We start from the raw sequence: 18325 nt of genomic DNA, 5'->3' as shown, positions 1-18325 counted from the left end.
ACTATATTCAGGAGCCGGCCTGTCACATGCAAACACAAAAAAGCCGATGACACGGTCACCGGCTTTTTTGACGTCATTAGTCTTGGAGATTAATCCATACACTTTTGACTTCTGTATAGTTGTTAAGGGCATATGATCCCATTTCTCTGCCAAGACCTGATTGCTTATATCCTCCAAACGGGGAGGCGGCATCAAAGACATTATAGCAGTTGACCCAAATCGTTCCTGCTTCAAGACGTGCAGCGATATCATGGGCATGCTTTAAGTTTTCTGTCCAAAGTCCTGCTGCTAATCCATATTCAGACTGGTTGGCACGTTCGACCACTTCATCAATGGAATCGTAAGGAATGGCAGATAAGACAGGTCCAAAGATTTCCTCTTTAGCAATGGTCATTTCATCTTCTACATCTTTAAAAATAGTAGGGGAGACGAAATAGCCAGCCTCATAAGGGCAATCGCCCCCGACAACGGCTGTTGCCCCTTCGGATTTACCTTTTTCAATATAGCCTAACACGCGTTCGTGCTGTTCTTTACTTACAAGAGGTCCAATTTGCGTATCTTGATGAAGACCAGCGCCTTGCTTGAGGGATCCTGCATATTTGGCCATTTGATCGACCACTTCATCATATTGGCTCCGATGAACAAAGACTCTGGAACCCGCGCAGCATACTTGGCCTTGGTTAAACATGACGCCATTTAAAGCACCTGGAATGGCTTTCTTTAAATCGGCATCAGGTAAAATAATATTCGGTGATTTTCCGCCAAGCTCTAATGTGACCCTCTTAATGGTTTTAGCCGCTTTCTCCATAATTAATTTCCCAACACTTGTTGACCCTGTGAAGGCCAGCTTGTTCACGTCAGGATGATCAGTTAAGGCTTCTCCGGCTGTTTCGCCAAATCCAGGAACGATGTTAATCACGCCTTCTGGGAAGCCGGCTTTGTCCACTAATTCTGCTAAGTAAAGAGCAGAGAGTGGAGTTTGTTCGGCTGGCTTTAAAACGATGGTGCACCCTGTTGCAAGTGCGGCGCCCATTTTCCACATAGCCATGAGCAGAGGGAAGTTCCATGGGATGATTTGTCCTACAACACCAACCGGCTCATGTCGGGTATAATTAAAATATCCTTGACTGACAGGAAGGGTTTGTCCATTCATTTTTGTCGTCCAGCCCGCATAATAGCGCATGTGCTCTATAGCGAGGGGGATATCTGCATTTGTTGTTTCATTAATTGGTTTTCCGTTATCTAAAGTTTCTAGCTGTGCAAGCTCTTCCTGATTTTCTTCCATTAAATCAGCAAGCTTGAACATGAGGCGGGCGCGTTCAGCGGCAGACATGGAGCGCCAAGGACCATGAAAGGCTTTTTTTGCAGCTTTTACTGCCTCATCAATATCTTTTGCACCTGCTTCATAAACATCAATAAGGGTTTCGCCTGTGGCTGGGTTAGGAGTAGCAAAGGTTTTGTTATCGTGACTTGTGACAAACTGACCATTAATGTAGAGTTTTTTCGTCCCTTGGAGAAAAGATTCGAGTTTTGAACTAATTTGAAGTGTTGTAGAGCTCATAAATAAACAAACCTCCTTAAAGATATGGATTGTTTTCTGCGAGTTCTAGGTGGGAAAAGCGGACATGCAACGAAACTTTATACGCACAAAGATGTAAACGTATACATTAATCATATTACACGACATGTTTGAAAGCAATCCATAACACTCATTGCATTTCGCGAAAATTTGGCTACAATAAATGTATAGATGAAAAAAGGAGTTTTTAAATCATGATCCATCAAAACTGGCAAACGGCTCAAACGTTAAAACAAGTAAAATGTGTACATACAAATGCGAAAAAATATATGGTCGATCGGGCATTAACGGTTGGAAGCACATATGAAGTGAAAAATGAAACAGAAGAATTTCTGTTTGTCGTTGACAATACGGGTAAAGTAGGCGGGTATTACAAGGAGTATTTCGAAGATATTTCAGCTGAATGATTTTGAGGACCATCACTCATACTAAGAAAAACAGTAAAGGGTGATGATGATGAAAAAGCAGCAAAATGACGAGCAGAAAAGTCAACATGCTTGGCATGAACATGAGGACGCTGATATGGCAATTACGCTTGAACAGATTTCCGACGTGTATGCCGAGGGAACCATTGATACACCAAAAGACGAATAGTCATTTAAAAACAGTGATTTGCATAATCACTGTTTTTTTATTGGAATGAAGCAGCATTTTTTCTCGAAAAGAACTGAAACTTTTTTCCTGCTTTAACAGTCTAAATAAGTAGAGGAAAGAGCATCGGATCAAAAAGAAAAAGTTAAATGAAATTTAATCTATTCGTAATGGAATAACGACCATTTATAGCGTATTCTATAAGTGAGAATAAAACGTACCCACAGAGCCGTGTGGCCGTTTTGTCATAAAGGAATTTGATGCAGGAAGAGGGGGTTTACGTGGGTATTTTTTCTGTCAGTAAACAAAATGATAAGAAATTCGAATCCTTATTGATTGAAGGGGAAAGAATTGAGGCTGTTTACAGACTGCGTCACGACCAAATTTGCTTTACCAATAAACGACTGATCTTTGGCGATAACCGCGTATTTTCTAAGAAGAAAGTCAGGGTCTCCTTGCCGTATCGATCAATTGAAAGTTTTGCCATACAAGAAGCTGGCGTGTTTGATCAGGACACAGGTATGCTGCTTGTCACAAGCTCAAAAGTATTTGAACTCGACTTTTCCAAAGAGACGGATTTGAGTGATGTGCAAGCCATTTTGACAAAACATCTTTGCTGATCAATCTTGCGATTACATAGATCATATGCACTTTTCTCATTCTTCGTTCTTATTTTTATAGATCGCACATTGCTAAGTCCTTCCCATCTGATGGGAAGGGCTTTTTTCTGCTTAAGTGTTTGAATGATAGCAAAAAAGGATAAAGATGAAACAGATACAGAAAGGAGAATGAACAATGAAAGTGTTAGTTGCAGGAGCAAATGGACATACAGGCAGACTTGTCGTTCGTTATTTAAAAGAAAAAGGACATGAGCCGCTTGCTCTCATTCGAGATGAAAAACAAGCTGATGCACTAAAGGAACTTGGTGCAGCACCTGTCATCGGTGATCTTGAAAAAGATGTGACAGATGCTGTAAAACAAGCAGACGCTGTCATCTTTGCAGCTGGTTCAGGCTCAAAAACAGGGGCAGATAAGACCATTGCGGTCGATCAAGAAGGTGCAAAACGCCTCGTTGATACAGCGAAAAAAGAAAACATCCAGCATTTTGTTATGCTTAGTGCCTATAATGCAGATGATCCGAACCAAGGAAAAGGGCAAGGAAGTATGGAAACTTATTATGAAGCAAAAAGAAAAGCCGATGAGCACTTAAGACAGTCTGGTCTTTCCTATACGATTGTCCGCCCAGGTGCCTTGCTGCATGAGGAGAAGACAGGAAAGATTGAAGCTGCCGAACATATTCCAGATGATCAAAACATCGAGATTTCAAGAGAGGACGTAGCCATTGTTCTTGTGGAGAGCTTAACAGAATCCAATGTGAAAAATAAGTCCTTCGACTTGATGAAAGGCGGAAAATCAGTAGAAGAAGCACTTCGCCATCTGTAAGAAAAGAAAGCTGCTGCCAAAGAGGCGGCGGCTTTTTTGATGTTTTCTTTTCCCTTTCAGCGGGAAGGTAATGAGAAAGGAGTGATTGACCGTGGGCTTAACGAAAGAACAACAAGCTGATTTATACGAAAGATTGATTCAATTAAAAGAAGATGTGAAGGGATCAAAAAAGAAAGAAGAATCGATGCTCGTTGAATCGAGTGAGATTTCAAATGGTGTTGGAAATCATATCGCTGATCATGGGAGCATCTATTTAGACCGCATGACAGAACAAACGCTGGATCAAGTCGATGATCAGCTTGAAGGTGAAATCGATGCAGCACTGAAACGAATGGAAGACGGAACATATGGGATATGTGAGAAAACGGGGAAAGAGATTCCATACGAGCGTTTAAAAGCAGTTCCATATACACGTTATTCAATCGATGCAAAGAAAAATGAAGAAAACACTCAAGATCCAAACGAATTTGACCGTTCATTCTCCGATCAAATGCGCGATTTAACAAATAGAGAAACAATGGATCAGATGCATTCAGATACGTATGAAAGATTAGAGGAAGAGCAGGATGTTGATGTAGATGAGGAAAAATAGGATCATAAGCGAAGGTTAATTTTTTCAGAATAATTTTTTCTTATGTACACATGAACAAATAACTTGTATACATGAGTATTTCATAGAAAAAAGATCTCTTGAAATTTAATAAACTTTCGTGTAATATAGTTTAAAGGCTGCGATGCGCGTAATGTTAATTAAGTTTTAACCTTTAAGCTGTAATAGGGAGTTTTATATTGAAGCCGGAATGTCATGCCTCCTTAGCGAGGAAGACAGGAACGTTTCTGCAAACACCCACTTTGAGGAGTGGTGGTTTAAAACTTTCTTACTTAGATTACGGCATCCGCAGCTTTTCCTAGGATGATTCAAGCCATTTTCCATTGCGGAAAATGGCTTTTTATTTTGTGAAAAAACGAAATTGCACAGTCGGCCGGAAGAGGCATGAATGTATGTTAAAATAGACAAAACAAAAGACGGAGAGGGAATTGGATGTTAGAACAAGCAGAAGCACTCCTGAAACAATACTTTGGCTTTGACGCATTTAGGCAGGGACAGAAACAAGCCATTGAATCGATTGTAAACATACAGAAGGATACCGTCTGTATTATGCCGACAGGCGGAGGGAAATCGGTTTGCTACCAGATTCCTGCCCTGATGATGGAAGGAACAACGATCGTTGTATCCCCGCTAATTTCTTTAATGAAAGATCAAGTCGATGCGCTAAATGAGATGGGCATACGATCGTCCTTTTTAAACAGCACACTTTCCGCAGCTGAAATGAATAAAAGGCTGAAAAAATGTGAAGATGGGGAATATCAGCTGCTTTATATCACACCTGAACGTTTACAAAATGAACGTTTTTTTCAGCTGCTTGATCGGTTAACGATCCCTTTAATTGCAATTGATGAAGCACACTGTATATCTGAGTGGGGGCATGATTTTAGGCCGAGCTACCGCTTTATTCAAGAATGCTTAAATCGGCTGACAAAAAGGCCAGTGATTGTCGCATTAACTGCTACAGCCACGAAAAAGGTCCACCGAGATATATGTGAACAGCTTGGCATGAACGAAGAAGAAACCATTTTTACTGGGTTTGCTAGAGAAAATTTATCTTTTCAGGTGGTCAAAGGAGAAAATAGTGACCGCTTTATCACACATTATATGAAGAAAAATAAACTTGAGTCCGGCATTATCTATACTGCTACAAGAAAAGAAGCCGAAAACATTTACAATCGGCTAAAGAAACAAAAGATCAAAGCTGGCATTTATCATGGCGGGTTAGATGACAATGTAAGAGAAGAACAGCAAAACCTGTTTTTAAATGATGACATCCAGGTTATGGTCGCTACATCTGCATTTGGCATGGGAATTAATAAATCAAATGTCCGTTTTGTGATTCATCATCAAATTCCAAGGGATATTGAAAGCTACTATCAAGAAGCTGGACGCGCCGGCAGAGACGGGCTCCAAAGTGAATGCATTTTACTGTTCTCGCCGCAGGGCGTACGAATGCAGCGATTCCTCATTGAACAGTCAACAGAAGATGAAGTGCGCTATCAGCATGAACTGCTTAAACTAAGGCAAATGGTCGATTACTGTCACACTGAGCAATGTCTGCAGCAATTTGTGATGGACTACTTTGATCAATCAGCAAGTACCCCTTGCCAAAAATGCAGCAATTGCCTTGATGAAAGAGAGCGTGAAGAGGTCACTCGAGAAGCGCAAATGGTTTTATCGTGTACGGTTAGAATGAACGAGCGGTTTGGAAAAATGATGATTGCTCAAGTACTGGCAGGCTCTAAAAATAAAAAAGTGCTTGACCTCGGTTTCGACCGTCTTCCTACATACGCTTTAATGAAGCAGCAATCAGCCCAGCAAATCAGTGATTTCATCGAATTTTTAATTACAGAAGAGTATTTGCACATGTCTGAAGGAGCTTATCCAACATTAAAAGTGACACATAAAGGAAAGAAAGTGTTAGTCGGGCAAGAGGCTGTGTATAAAAAACAGGCAGTGAAAAGAGAGGCGATTCAAGAAAACGATGCATTATTTGAGCAGCTGAGAGCGGTGAGAATGAAGCTGGCGAGAGAGCAGGGCGTTCCGCCATTTGTTGTATTTTCTGATCAAACCTTGAAGGAAATGTCAGCCGTTCAGCCTAAAACAGAAGAAGAACTTCTCCATATTAAGGGAATTGGCGCTCAAAAAAGAGAGAAATACGGGGATGTTTTTTTAGAAGAAATCCGTTTATTTATAGAAAAAGAAAAAAATAAAGAGGTTGAAGAAGAAAAATAAATTTTTTTCGCTGCGTTTGGACACGTTTTCAACAGGAGGTTTCTGATCCTTTCAAAACCTTGATATGGCGGGTAATCGAGCTGTTTTGTGGTCTGATTTACCAATGGAGAGAGATGTTTCATGTAAAGGAACTGTAATCTAAAACATATCGTTTTGTTATTGAATTGACATTTACATATGTTACGATAGCACTCGTTAGCCGCCATAAAAAGCTAACAAGGGAGGATTTACTTTATGAAGAAGACTATTATGTCCTTGGTTGCTGTTGCAGCAATCTCTACAACAGCATTTGGAGCACAGCAAGCTTCTGCAAAGGAAATCACTGTGAAGAAAGGTGATACACTTTGGGGAATCTCTCAAAAAAATGATGTGTCTCTAAAGGACCTAAAGGGTTGGAACAATTTATCTACAGACATGATTTATGTAGGTGATAAATTGACAATCTCTTCAAAAGAGAAAACTCAGGAGCAGTATAAAGTCCAGAAGGGGGACAGCCTCTGGAAAATCGCTCAAAAATTCAATGTGTCAATTAGCGATATTAAGTCTTGGAATAACTTAAACTCAGATATAATTATGATTGGTTCAACACTAAGTGTTGCTGGTCAAAGCTCAGCTCCGGTAAGCTCAGAGCCTGTACAAAAACAGGAGCCTGTCCAAAAAGAGCAAACAACACAAAAAGCTGCTCCTAAACAGGAAGCACCGAAAAAAGCTGCTCCTAAACAGGAAACAGCTAAAGCAGAATCATCTTCTGCTAGTCAAAGTGTACAAAAAGAAATGACTGTAACGGCTACGGCTTATACAGCAAATGATGGTGGCATCTCAGGTATCACTGCAACAGGGGTAAACTTAAACAAAAACCCAAATGCGAAAGTGATTGCAGTAGATCCTAATGTCATTCCATTAGGAAGTAAGGTTTATGTTGAAGGCTACGGTGAAGCCATCGCAGCAGATACTGGCGGCGCAATTAAAGGTAACAAAATTGATGTTCATGTACCAAGCAAATCCCAAGCAAAAAATTGGGGCGTAAAATCAGTCAAAGTAAAAGTACTTAACTAGTAACTTATTGTTTTTTGGAAGAAAGCATCAGGTGGCGGCCTGATGCTTTTATTGTACCCTTTTTTTGGTCAAAAAAACACACATTTTTCAGAAAAATTTGCATTTTCGACAAAAACCAGCGTATATTCCATCATACACACTGGTTTTTTGTCGTTAGCTGTCCACCCAATAAATTTCTCCGCTTTGTTCTTTCCAATTGATTTGGACATCAAATTGATGCTTTTCATAAAAATGAATCAAGCGGTCCACATGATTCCAATCTCTTTTGACGAGGTCACCTGTGATGACTGGGATGTTCTGCTCTCTTGCGATTTCTTTTAAATGCTTCATACAGATTGAGCCGTACCCATTATCGGGAGGGCCTTTTATATCAGCAATATGAATCTTTCCTTCTTCAGGATATTCCGCAATTAAGGAAAAGTCAGATTGTCCGCGAAAAGCTTTTTCACAATCGGTCAGCATGATTTTACATGTATCAGCATTTTCAATGGCAGAGACAATCATCCATTCATCTTCTTTCGCCTGATCAATGCCAATGATCTTTGCCTTTTTCGAAATATCTTTCATATTTTCTTGCATTCGATACATTTGGAACTGCAATTGCTGTAATTCTTGCTCTAACGCCTTCACATTTTTGAGTGTTTCCTGTAAGATTGACAAGTCCATTACTCCTTTCATATAAGAAATGATAAAAATCACATAAATTCCAATTTTAAAGGAAGTGGATGAATCTTTCAACCCGTTAGAACGCCAGTAATCGGCAAGTTTGTCTAAAATTCGACGAAGACAGCGAATTCATTGACTTTATAGAGAAAGTTAAATAACATACTCTTAGTCGGAACTAATAAAGAGAGGTTTTCAAACATGAACGAACAGAATCAAAAACCGAAAAATTTCACCGGCATTGTTGTCATTTTAACAATTGCCATAAACGGATTAATCGCTTTATTATTTTTAATGCCAAAAACAGATAAATTTAGTCATCTGGATATTACATTTCTGCCGTTACTGAATGCCGTGATGAACAGCTTTACGTTTATCTTCTTACTTTCAGCACTCATTATGATTAAACAAAAGAACATTAAAGCACATAGACGATTTATCTTTGCTGCATTTTCAACAACACTTGTCTTTTTAATTTCCTATGTCACATATCATTCAATGGCAGCTGATACACACTTCGGAGGAGAAGGGATCATCCGTCCGATTTACTTCTTTATTTTGATTACACATATTGTACTCTCAGCTATTATTGTACCGCTTGCACTGATTACACTATTTAGAGGCGCACAGATGCAGGTCGAGCGTCACCGTAAAATTGCCCGCTGGACGATGCCGCTTTGGCTCTATGTTAGTCTCACTGGCGTCATTGTTTATATCATGATTTCTCCATATTACAGCTAACGTATGTCCAACTGGACATACGTTCTTTTATTTACAAGATGAAGTGCTTTGGATAGAATGGAAATTGGGTATCCGACTAGCACGGTATCTTCCCATCTATAGATTCACATCATTTTTGGCCGTTTGCTCGTTTGGAGATCAACAATTGGACGAAACGGGGGTTATATGATGACTGAACAATTGCAGTATAAACCGGGGCTTGAAGACATTGTGGCAAGCGAAACATCCATATCATACTTAGATGTGGAGCAAGAGGAAATTGTGATTCGCGGGTACGACCTCATTGAGCTGGCACAAAACAAGACATATTTAGAAACAGCCTATCTGCTTATTTATGGAAGATTACCAGATCAGATGGAATATCACCAATTTCAGCAAGATATATCCTCACAAACGAGCTTACATCCAACCATTCAAACCATATTAACGAATCTGCCAAAAACCACTCACCCTATGGATGCGATGAGAACGTGCTTATCTGCTCTTGCAGGGTATGATGACGCATTACATGATCGATCTGAAGCGTGCCAAGTAAGGCGTGCAGTTCGATTATTAGGCCAGCTGCCGGCCATTGTTGCTGGAAGCTATTATATTCTCACAAAAGACGCCGCTATTTCTCCAGATCAGACCAAATCCTACACTGAAAACTTTTTATCCATGTTAACAGGACGCACCCCGGCACAAGACGAAATTACCGCTTTTGACCAAACACTCACATTATATAGCGAACATGAGCTGCCGAATTCAACGTTTGCGGCTAGAGTGATTGCATCCACGCATTCTGACATGTATGGTGCTTTTACTGGAGCGATCTCTTCATTAAAAGGTGACCTCCACGGAGGAGCAAATGAAGCTGTCATGCACATGCTTCTTGAAGGAAAAACAACAGAAGGATTTCTTGCGCTCATTGAACGAAAATTAGCCGCAAAAGAAAAAATGATGGGCTTTGGCCACAGAGTATACATGAGAAAAATGGACCCGCGAGCCGCTCTTTTAAAACGTTCATTGAAAACGCTTACCGAATCAAAGGGAGATACAACGCTATATGACATGTGTGTAGCAGGAGAGGCATACATGAAAGAGCAGAAAAACCTTTATCCAAATCTTGATTATTATGCTGCACCGATTTATTACGTGCTCGGAATTCCTATTTCACTTTATACACCCATTTTCTTTGCTGCAAGAGCTAGCGGATTAGCCGCACATGTGATTGAACAGCATTTGCATAATCGCATTTTTAGACCGAGAGTCCGGTATTTAGGGCCAAGAGGATTAAAGGTTTCAAATGATGATGGAAAAACGGGGGAATGAACATGAACAAAACAGCAGTCGCCAATCAAACAGATCAGCTATTAGAAGAAATCGCTGCCTATGCAGTAGACGGAGAAATTACGAGCAAAGAGGCCATTGAAACCGCGCGGTATGTGCTCATAGACACGCTTGGGTGCGGTATGCTGGCTCTTAATTTTCCAGAATGTACGAAGCACCTTGGACCTATCGTACCTGGAACTGTTGTGCCTAACGGAGCAAGAGTTCCAGGCACTTCGTTTGTGCTAGATCCTGTTCAAGCGGCTTTTGATATTGGCTGTATGATCCGCTGGTTAGATTATAACGATACGTGGCTTGCACAGGAGTGGGGTCATCCGTCAGATAACTTAGGCGGAATATTAGCTGTAAGTGATTATATCAGCAGAACACGCCTTGCAAACGGAGAAGAGCCGCTAACGATGAATGATGTACTGCATGCAATCGTCAAGGCACATGAAATTCAAGGTGTCCTTGCTTTAGAAAATTGTCTAAATCGAAATGGATTGGACCATGTGTTATTTGTCAAAGTGGCAACAAGTGCAGTTGTGTGTGCAATGCTTGGCGGAACAAAGGAAGAGGTCCAGCATGTTTTATCACAAGCGTTTGTTGATAATTCCCCGCTTAGGACGTATCGCCACGCCCCAAACACAGGATCGAGGAAATCATGGGCAGCGGGGGATGCAACAAGCCGCGGAGTGAGGCTGGCCATGATGACACGTAAAGGGGAAATGGGTTATCAAACGCCTCTCAGTGCAGAGAAGTGGGGCTTTGAAGATGTTCTTATGAAAGGAAAACCACTTACGCTCGCCCAGCCCCTTGGATCATACGTCATAGAAAATGTTCTTTTCAAAATTGCTTATCCTGCTGAGTTCCATGCGCAGACTGCTGCAGAAGCGGCTGTGATGCTGCATGACGCTGTAAAAGATCGTTTAGATGAAATTGACCGGGTAGAGATTACGACACATGAGTCAGCGATTCGGATTATTGATAAGAAAGGGCCGCTTTATAATCCGGCAGACCGTGATCATTGCTTGCAGTATATTACAGCCATTGGACTGATTTATGGTGAACTGACAGCTGACCATTATGAAGAAGAAACGGCGCAAAATCCAGCCATTGATCGTCTTCGTGACCGAATGATTGTGAAAGAGGATAAACGTTACACAGAGGATTATTTAGATCCGAAAAAGAGATCGATTGCCAACTGTGTACAAATTTTCTTTAAAGACGGGACGATGACAGACCGAATTGAAATTGAATACCCGCTCGGTCACCGCAGAAGAAGACAGGAAGGCATTCCGCTGCTTGAAAAGAAATGGGTCTATCATTTAAAGACAAGATTTCCACAAAAGCAAGTGGATCAAATTGTGTCACTCTGCCAAAATCCAAATCAATTAAAAACAACAACAGTACCAGCATTTATGGACTTATTCGTCATATAAGGGGGAGCTAGCGTGTGGATCGTGAATGAAGAAAGAAGTCAGGCTGATTTAGCCGCAGCCTTTAAAGAACAAATGAACAAATCAGCTTTATTTCAAATTCCAGGCGTTCACGATGGAATGTCTGCGCTCTATGCAAAAAAAATGGGCTTTCAAGGGCTCTATTTATCAGGTGCCGCTTTTTGTGCCAGCAAAGGACTGCCAGACCTCGGCATGATCCATTCAACAGAAATGGCTGAAAAAGCGAAGGAGATGATTCGAGCTTCCCAGCTGCCGCTTTTGGTCGATATGGACACAGGTTATGGCGGTGTTTTAAATGCAGCAAGAGCGGCAAAAGAAATGGTTGAGAGCAAAGTGGCAGCTGTTCAAATTGAAGATCAGCAAATGCCGAAAAAATGCGGGCATTTAAACGGGAAATCACTCGTTCCAGTAGAAGAAATGGTCGCAAAAATCAAAGCCATCAAACAAGCGGCACCAACGCTATTGGTCATTGCGAGAACCGATGCAAAGTCCGTAAATGGAATGGAGGATGTCATCCGCCGGGCCAATCTTTACGTAGAAGCAGGAGCTGACGCTATTTTTCCTGAGGCACTCATCACAGCGGAGGACTTCACGCATGCGTCAAGTAATATTAAAGGGCCGCTCCTTGCAAACATGACGGAGTTTGGCAAGACGCCTTATTATCATGCAGACGAATTTTCTATGTTTGGCTTTCAAATGGTCATTTACCCTGTGTCATCACTTAGAGTCGCTGCAAAAGCGTATGAGCGTTTATTTACAGAAATCATGGAAAAGGGAACGCAGCAGGGGATACTTGGGGATATGCAAACGAGGAAAGAGCTGTATGAAACGATTCATTATGATGAATATGAGGAAATGGACCAGCATTTAGCAAAAACAATCCTGCCGGAAATTGGAAAAGAACAGCGATAAAATGAAAAGCACTTCCTTTACGGAAGTGCTTCAGCGTGTAGACAAACCCTCGCATTCTTTGTCAGTCCTGCGCGCTGGTGCTCACGAATGTCAAATTCGCTCCGCGCCAGTGCTCGTCCTTCCTAGACTGCAAAGGTTTTCTATCACGCTGAAAAAAGACAAAGTGCTAAAATAAAGATTATTTTAGCACTTTGACAACAATCTGAAACACTTCCTTGACGGAAGTGCTTTTTTACGATGATGGTGTGGATGAAGAAGCCAATTTCATCTTTTCTTCAACTGTTTTCGTTTTTTCTTTTACTTTTTCAGCGTAAGTGAAGTCACCGTAGCAATACGGATAGCGGAAGTTATCTTTATTGCCGCCGCACGTATAGACCTCGGGGTTTCGTTTCACTTGCTTTTTGGAGTATTGCTTTGCCAGTTTCTCGGAATGTTTTCCCCCGTTTTTTGCAACAAAATCAATATAGCCGATTCCCATGTTATAGCTTTGAATAATGGTTTCCAAATCAACGCCTTTTTTCTTCCCATGCTTGTACATAGTCGAAAAATGATGGACTCCTTGTTTAATGCTTTTCTGAGGGTCATTGATTTCATTTCGTTTCAAACCAAGAGATTCAGAGGCCTGCATTGGATCTCCGCCTCTGCCTTTTGATTCTTGATACATCATACCGAGGATTAACCCGGTATACTGATCTAAATCTTGATCTCTTAACTCTGTTTCTACAAGCGGTTTGTAATCATCCAATCTCGACAAAACAATTGATTCCGTATCAATCGGCAGCTTTTTTAACTCCTTTTGATTAAAGGAGATGGCAATGGCTGCTAATACGAAAACAAAGAGAAAAATCGTGAAACAGCCTGAAATGGCAAAACATCCTGTTTTTTTCTTTTTCAAGGTCAGTTCACCCCTGTTTTGCCCCGCTTTTAAAAGGGAAGTACAGCCTTTTTATTATGCCATATCCTGTGCAGGATACCAAGTGAAAACCTTATAATCAATCATATCCAAACGTAAATTCAGGTCGTGTTTTCAGCCTGAAGCAGAAATAAACAAAACCAATAATCAGCCACATCATGCCAATGATTAATGCATTTGTGCTGATGCTCGTTAACAGCCAAAGACAAAACGCCGTCCCGCATAGAGGGATCACTGCATATCTCAATGTATTCAGCACACCTCTTTGTTTTTGTCTGACGTAAAAGTACGCAAAAACAGACAAATTCACAAAGGTAAATCCAATTAACGCGCCGAAGCTGATAAAGGAATAAATGACTTCAAGTTCGCCAACGACTGCGGTTAAGGAGAAAGCTCCGATTAACAAAATATTAAAAACAGGGGTTTTTAATCTCGGATGAATATACCCGAAGAAACGCTTCGGTAACGATTGATCTCTTCCCATTGCATATAAAAGCCTTGCTGCACTCGCATGTGACGATAAGGAGGAAGAAATGACAGCCACCATTGTGCCGGCTAAAAAGAACGAGTGGAGAAATGCGCCGCCCACAAATTCTGCAATTTCAAGTGAGGCTGCATCAGGATGTTTGAACTGCTGAAAATTTGGAAACACCTGCTGCAAAAAATAAGACGTCAAAGTAAACAGTACGCCTCCAATCGCAACTGTTAAGAAAATGGCAAGCGGAATCGTCTTTTTTGGTTTAATGGTTTCCTCAGACATCGTCGAAATGGCATCAAATCCTAGAAAGGAGAAACATAAAATGGTCGCTCCTGAAAAAATAAGCGCTGGATCTAAGCTCGCTGAATAAAAAGGCCGGGCTGACAATAACTCTCCACTGCCAGTGTTTTGTGTGAGCCCATAAATAACAAAACCAACAAAGGTGACGGCGACAATGACCTGAAACGTCACAAATAGCGCCGTAATGTTGGCTGTAAGCCGAATACCGATTACATTGACAGTCGTTATGGCGATAGCAAGTATGATGATCCAAATGTAATGAGGTACATCAGGAAAGGCTGCGGTTAAATAAGCACTTCCGATCGCAAAATTCACCATAGGCAGAAATAAATAATCCAGTAAAAGTGTCCAGCCCACAAGGAAGCCGACATGAGGATGAATACTTTTTTGCGCATATGTATAAGCAGATCCTGCTTTTGGAAAAGCCTTCACCATATTCCCATAGCTAAGCGCTGTCAATAGTAATGCAAGTAACGTAAATATATAAGCTGCAGCGACGTGTCCTTTCGTCAGCTGAGCAACAATGCCGTATGAATCAAATACGACAAGTGGATCCATATAAGCAAGCCCGATCACAACAAGTGGAAAGACAGTCAGGCTGCGTTTTAGTCTTGGCTCTTCAGTCAATTTGCCTATCAGCTCCTCTAAAAAAATGAATAAATAATGCTCATTTTAAAAAGAATGCTACCAAGTGTCAATGCTATTTGAATAAATCTTTTTTCTAAAGTGTGCCCGCTTTGCACGCCGGACGTTTTAGTATATGATGATACATAGAATAAGTCGTGATTTGACTAACAAGAAAGGTGAAGCGAAATGAAGGAAGAACTGAATACAAATCAAGAACAGGAACGGATGGAGCTGGATGAAGAAAGTTTATTTCTTGTCTCCCAAACGTTTAAAGCCTTATCTGATCCGACACGTATTCGTATTCTGCACCTGCTGTCTCAAGGTGAATACTCGGTAAATGATATCGCAGAAACGCTGAATCTCATGCAATCAACTGTTTCTCATCAGCTGCGTTTTTTAAAAAACCTTCGTCTCGTGAAATCTAGACGAGCAGGGACATCGATTTTTTACAGCCCTGAAGATCAGCATGTGATGGAAGTACTTGAACAAATGATTCATCATGCGCAGCATGACTAATAAAAACCTTCCTACTCAAATAGGAAGGTTTTTACGCATGATGCGTATGTGCTACTCGTTTACCTGCTTTCATCATTTGATAAGAAAAAACAACATAGTAAGCAGCTAACAGAAAAAAGCTGAGCATGGTCATGGCATCATCACTCACAATATGCTGATACAGTTCAACGACACCAATCTTTGTGAGCGAATGGTTCGTCAGTTCACCCAGCTTAAAACTAAGTCGAGATAAAAATAAGCATAAAATGAAGCTTTCAATCCATTTACTCGTTTTCACATAAAGGCGGCCATTTTCTTCTTTCATGCGGATCGTCTCATAGGCATGAACGGCCAGACTGCTTCCAAAGAGCATACCAATAGCGGCGTAGATGAAAATGCTGTGATTTTGCCAGCCTTCTAATAAGAGAATAAGGGCAGTGAGTCCAAATACATACATTCTCATCAAAAGACTGATCGGGCGCACAAGCTGATAGCGTCTCATTCGGTTCATTCGAAAGATGATGCAGATCAGCATAATGCTCCCAATGATGAATAACTGCCACACGTGATGTGTCATGATGCAACCTCCTCCTGCATGTGCAGGGATGTAAACGATGCTGGCTGTTCCTTATCTTTACCATTCTTTCTTTTTTTATCAAATCAAAACCTACATTTATGAAAAAGAGGAAAAGTCATGAAAATTGATCGTATTTTGTCTATTGTGATGCTGCTCATTAGCAAAAAGCAAGTACAAGCGAAAGACCTTGCTGAACTTCACGAAGTGAGCGTAAGGACGATTTATCGCGATATTGAGACCATCAATCAAGCCGGGATTCCTGTTGTGACAACACAAGGAGCAGGCGGAGGCATTTCGCTTGTTGACGACTATCGTTTAGAGAAAAAATTATTTACCGATGATGACATTGAGCTGATTTTAACAGCCCTTGAAAGCATGACGAGTGCATACTCCTTTAAAGAAAGTGAACATGTACTGAAAAAAATCAAATCTCTCATTCCCCCACATACCGATGAAAGCGAGAAACAGCACCATGTCTTTATTGATTTAAGCTCCTGGGGGAAAGACAGCCAGGCAGAAAAGAAGCTTCAGCTGATCCATACAGCTGCTTCCGCGCATCAATTCATTCAATTCACTTATCGCAACGCAAAAGGTGAAACACTTCAACGTAAAGTGGAGCCTTATACGCTTGTCTTAAAAGGAAGGCATTGGTACTTGTATGCGTTTTGTTGTGTGAAAAATGATTTTCGTCTATTCAAGCTGACCAGAATGACAGACCTCATCACCATTTCAGCATATTTCAGGCCGAAAAGAATCAAAAACGAAGAGAAGCCTTGGAATGACTCTTGGCATGAAGAACCTTCAGTCACAACGCTCACGCTTAGGTTAACGGAAACATCAGTTGGCAAAGTGAAGGAATGGGTGGATGAGAACGAATTGATCATATGTTCAGACGGAACCTATCTGGCAGCATTGACCGTGCCGCAAGATGATTGGCTGCACAGTTTCCTATTCCATTTAGGACCGGACGCCGACATTCTTTCACCTCAGCACATCAAGGAAGCATTTGATCTCCAATTAAAACAATTTATGAAGCGAATAGAAACTTGACACACTGTTGTCAGGTTTCTTTTTATATGATGGGAGAAAAGGAGATGAGAATGTATGTACGATATCGTCACATTAGAGAAACAATGGATCAAAGGGTTGTCTGTTCGAACAACAAACGAAATAGAGAAGACAAAAGAGCGTAAGATTGCACCGCTTTGGCAGGATTTTTTTGCGCAGCAGCTACATGGGGGACAAGCTCCAGTCATAGGGCTGTATTCAGATTATGAAAAAGATGAACATGGTTCTTATTTATTTACAGCTGGAGAGTTCGCGGATCAGCAGATCGAACATGTAAAAGAGATTCCTGCGTCCACCTACGCAAGATTTCAAACGAGAAAAGGACCGATTGAAGAGGTCGTGCTTGAAACATGGCACAAGATTTGGACGTGGGATCAGCGTCAATACCGCACTTATACAGGTGATTTTGAATGGTATGATGAAAGATCTATTGATCCAAAAGAAGCGCAAATTGATATTTACATTGCGGTTGATGAAAAAATGATTGCTAAAACTAATGCTATTAGTTAATATAAAACTAACGATATTAGTTTTAGGAGGGCAATCATGAGATTAACAACTTTTGACCGTCTGCACCAGCTTACATTGATGCCGCGATTATTTCCGGTAAATTGCTATGTCTTTGAGGAAGAGGAAGGACTCATCTTAATTGATGCTGCTTTAAAAATGGCGGCGAACTCGATCATCGAATTTGCCCGTAAAAAGAACAAACCAATTCATAAGATTATTCTCACTCATAGCCATATGGATCATATCGGCGCATTAGATGAGGTGAAGAAGGCTTTTCCAGAGGCAGTTGTCTATTTATCAAAACGTGATGCACGCCTTTTTGAAGGTGACTTTTCCTTGCTCCCTGATGAACCTCAGCAAAAAATTAAAGGCAGTTTTATGAAAAATATTCACACAAAACCAGATGTGCTTGTTGAAGAAGGAGATGAGATTGGGCCGCTCAAAGTGATTGCAACACCAGGGCATACACCGGGCAGCATTTCTTTATACGATGAAAGGTCAGGAGTTGTCATTGCAGGGGATGCACTTGTGACAAAAGGCGGCTTATCAGTAACGGGTGAGTTTCGGTGGAGCTTCCCGTTCCCGGCTTTTGCCACATGGGATGCAGAAACCGCACTAAAAAGCGCTGAAAAGTTACTGACATTGCGCATATCCTGTCTTGCTGCAGGACATGGTGACCTTATCATAGAGCCTCATGAAAAGCTTCAAGCTGCCGTTAAAAAAAGACAGCACCAGCTAAAAAAAGGAGGGCAGTAAACC

Annotated in this window: 20 protein-coding genes and 1 other RNA gene; 16 read left to right on the top strand and 5 right to left on the bottom strand. The window is 41.1% G+C overall.

Annotated elements, in window-relative coordinates:
- Positions 1-76: 76 nt before the first annotated feature.
- Complete coding sequence (locus tag NSU13_RS09690; RefSeq protein ID WP_034280593.1) at positions 77-1561, bottom strand: aldehyde dehydrogenase family protein; 1485 nt, start codon at positions 1559-1561, stop codon at positions 77-79.
- A 212-nt stretch (positions 1562-1773) separates the two neighbouring features.
- On the opposite strand from NSU13_RS09690, the gene NSU13_RS09685 reads away from it, so the two are divergent.
- From NSU13_RS09685 to NSU13_RS09650, 8 genes are all read left to right on the top strand, one after another.
- Positions 1774-1986 carry a DUF6501 family protein gene (locus NSU13_RS09685; protein ID WP_024422683.1) on the top strand — a complete coding sequence of 71 codons (213 nt, stop codon included), beginning with the start codon at positions 1774-1776 and terminating at the stop codon, positions 1984-1986.
- 49 nt (positions 1987-2035) lie between these two features.
- Positions 2036-2173, top strand: a complete 138-nt coding sequence (locus NSU13_RS09680; protein WP_080701155.1) for a DUF4025 domain-containing protein — start codon at positions 2036-2038, stop codon at positions 2171-2173.
- Positions 2174-2451: 278 nt separating this feature from the next.
- A complete protein-coding gene (locus NSU13_RS09675) occupies positions 2452-2790 on the top strand; it encodes a PH domain-containing protein (protein ID WP_024422682.1) in 339 nt (112 codons plus the stop codon).
- A 175-nt stretch (positions 2791-2965) separates the two neighbouring features.
- Positions 2966-3613 carry an SDR family oxidoreductase gene (locus tag NSU13_RS09670; protein WP_046311467.1) on the top strand — a complete coding sequence of 216 codons (648 nt, stop codon included), beginning with the start codon at positions 2966-2968 and terminating at the stop codon, positions 3611-3613.
- A gap of 91 nt (positions 3614-3704) precedes the next feature.
- The gene (locus NSU13_RS09665; RefSeq protein WP_111926555.1) at positions 3705-4205 is read left to right on the top strand and encodes a TraR/DksA family transcriptional regulator; all 501 of its coding nucleotides are present in this window, start codon (positions 3705-3707) and stop codon (positions 4203-4205) included.
- Positions 4206-4336: 131 nt separating this feature from the next.
- Positions 4337-4522: non-coding RNA, 6S RNA (gene ssrS, locus NSU13_RS09660), on the top strand.
- Positions 4523-4655: 133 nt separating this feature from the next.
- A complete protein-coding gene (gene recQ / locus NSU13_RS09655) occupies positions 4656-6458 on the top strand; it encodes a DNA helicase RecQ (protein ID WP_340900210.1) in 1803 nt (600 codons plus the stop codon).
- Between the two features lie 234 nt (positions 6459-6692).
- A complete protein-coding gene (locus tag NSU13_RS09650) occupies positions 6693-7514 on the top strand; it encodes a 3D domain-containing protein (RefSeq protein WP_024422678.1) in 822 nt (273 codons plus the stop codon).
- 153 nt (positions 7515-7667) lie between these two features.
- Here NSU13_RS09650 and NSU13_RS09645 read toward each other — a convergent pair whose 3' ends face one another.
- Positions 7668-8174 carry a hypothetical protein gene (locus NSU13_RS09645; RefSeq protein WP_342489485.1) on the bottom strand — a complete coding sequence of 169 codons (507 nt, stop codon included), beginning with the start codon at positions 8172-8174 and terminating at the stop codon, positions 7668-7670.
- Positions 8175-8378: 204 nt separating this feature from the next.
- On the opposite strand from NSU13_RS09645, the gene NSU13_RS09640 reads away from it, so the two are divergent.
- From NSU13_RS09640 to prpB, 4 genes are all read left to right on the top strand, one after another.
- A complete protein-coding gene (locus NSU13_RS09640) occupies positions 8379-8918 on the top strand; it encodes a DUF420 domain-containing protein (protein WP_024422676.1) in 540 nt (179 codons plus the stop codon).
- 168 nt (positions 8919-9086) lie between these two features.
- On the top strand, positions 9087-10229 hold the full coding sequence (mmgD, locus tag NSU13_RS09635; protein WP_061109246.1) for a citrate synthase: 1143 nt from the start codon (positions 9087-9089) through the stop codon (positions 10227-10229).
- Between the two features lie 2 nt (positions 10230-10231).
- The gene (locus tag NSU13_RS09630; protein WP_024422674.1) at positions 10232-11668 is read left to right on the top strand and encodes a bifunctional 2-methylcitrate dehydratase/aconitate hydratase; all 1437 of its coding nucleotides are present in this window, start codon (positions 10232-10234) and stop codon (positions 11666-11668) included.
- Between the two features lie 12 nt (positions 11669-11680).
- The gene (gene prpB / locus NSU13_RS09625; protein ID WP_034280612.1) at positions 11681-12598 is read left to right on the top strand and encodes a methylisocitrate lyase; all 918 of its coding nucleotides are present in this window, start codon (positions 11681-11683) and stop codon (positions 12596-12598) included.
- 232 nt (positions 12599-12830) lie between these two features.
- Here prpB and NSU13_RS09620 read toward each other — a convergent pair whose 3' ends face one another.
- Positions 12831-13493, bottom strand: a complete 663-nt coding sequence (locus NSU13_RS09620) for a lysozyme family protein (RefSeq protein ID WP_034280614.1) — start codon at positions 13491-13493, stop codon at positions 12831-12833.
- Positions 13494-13590: 97 nt separating this feature from the next.
- Positions 13591-14916, bottom strand: coding sequence for an APC family permease (locus NSU13_RS09615; RefSeq protein ID WP_328699518.1), 1326 nt, complete (start codon positions 14914-14916; stop codon positions 13591-13593).
- A gap of 186 nt (positions 14917-15102) precedes the next feature.
- Here NSU13_RS09615 and czrA point away from each other — a divergent pair, with 186 nt between their 5' ends.
- The gene (gene czrA, locus NSU13_RS09610; RefSeq protein WP_024422670.1) at positions 15103-15432 is read left to right on the top strand and encodes a Zn(II)-responsive metalloregulatory transcriptional repressor CzrA; all 330 of its coding nucleotides are present in this window, start codon (positions 15103-15105) and stop codon (positions 15430-15432) included.
- 31 nt (positions 15433-15463) lie between these two features.
- Here the strand turns inward: czrA and NSU13_RS09605 are convergent, their stop codons facing one another.
- Positions 15464-15988 carry a hypothetical protein gene (locus tag NSU13_RS09605; RefSeq protein ID WP_034280620.1) on the bottom strand — a complete coding sequence of 175 codons (525 nt, stop codon included), beginning with the start codon at positions 15986-15988 and terminating at the stop codon, positions 15464-15466.
- Between the two features lie 117 nt (positions 15989-16105).
- Between NSU13_RS09605 and NSU13_RS09600 the strand changes: the two genes are divergently transcribed.
- The 3 genes from NSU13_RS09600 to NSU13_RS09590 are packed head-to-tail and all read left to right on the top strand — an operon-like array spanning position 16106 to position 18322.
- Positions 16106-17038 carry a YafY family protein gene (locus NSU13_RS09600; RefSeq protein WP_061109244.1) on the top strand — a complete coding sequence of 311 codons (933 nt, stop codon included), beginning with the start codon at positions 16106-16108 and terminating at the stop codon, positions 17036-17038.
- Positions 17039-17092: 54 nt separating this feature from the next.
- Positions 17093-17566, top strand: a complete 474-nt coding sequence (locus tag NSU13_RS09595) for a GyrI-like domain-containing protein (RefSeq protein ID WP_034280626.1) — start codon at positions 17093-17095, stop codon at positions 17564-17566.
- A 36-nt stretch (positions 17567-17602) separates the two neighbouring features.
- Positions 17603-18322, top strand: coding sequence for an MBL fold metallo-hydrolase (locus NSU13_RS09590; protein WP_061109243.1), 720 nt, complete (start codon positions 17603-17605; stop codon positions 18320-18322).
- Positions 18323-18325: the final 3 nt, after the last annotated feature.

The organism is Bacillus sp. FSL M8-0049 (genome assembly GCF_038593355.1).
Lineage (GTDB): Bacteria > Bacillota > Bacilli > Bacillales > Bacillaceae > Bacillus > Bacillus safensis.
This window is presented reverse-complemented; position numbering and strand designations above follow the sequence as displayed.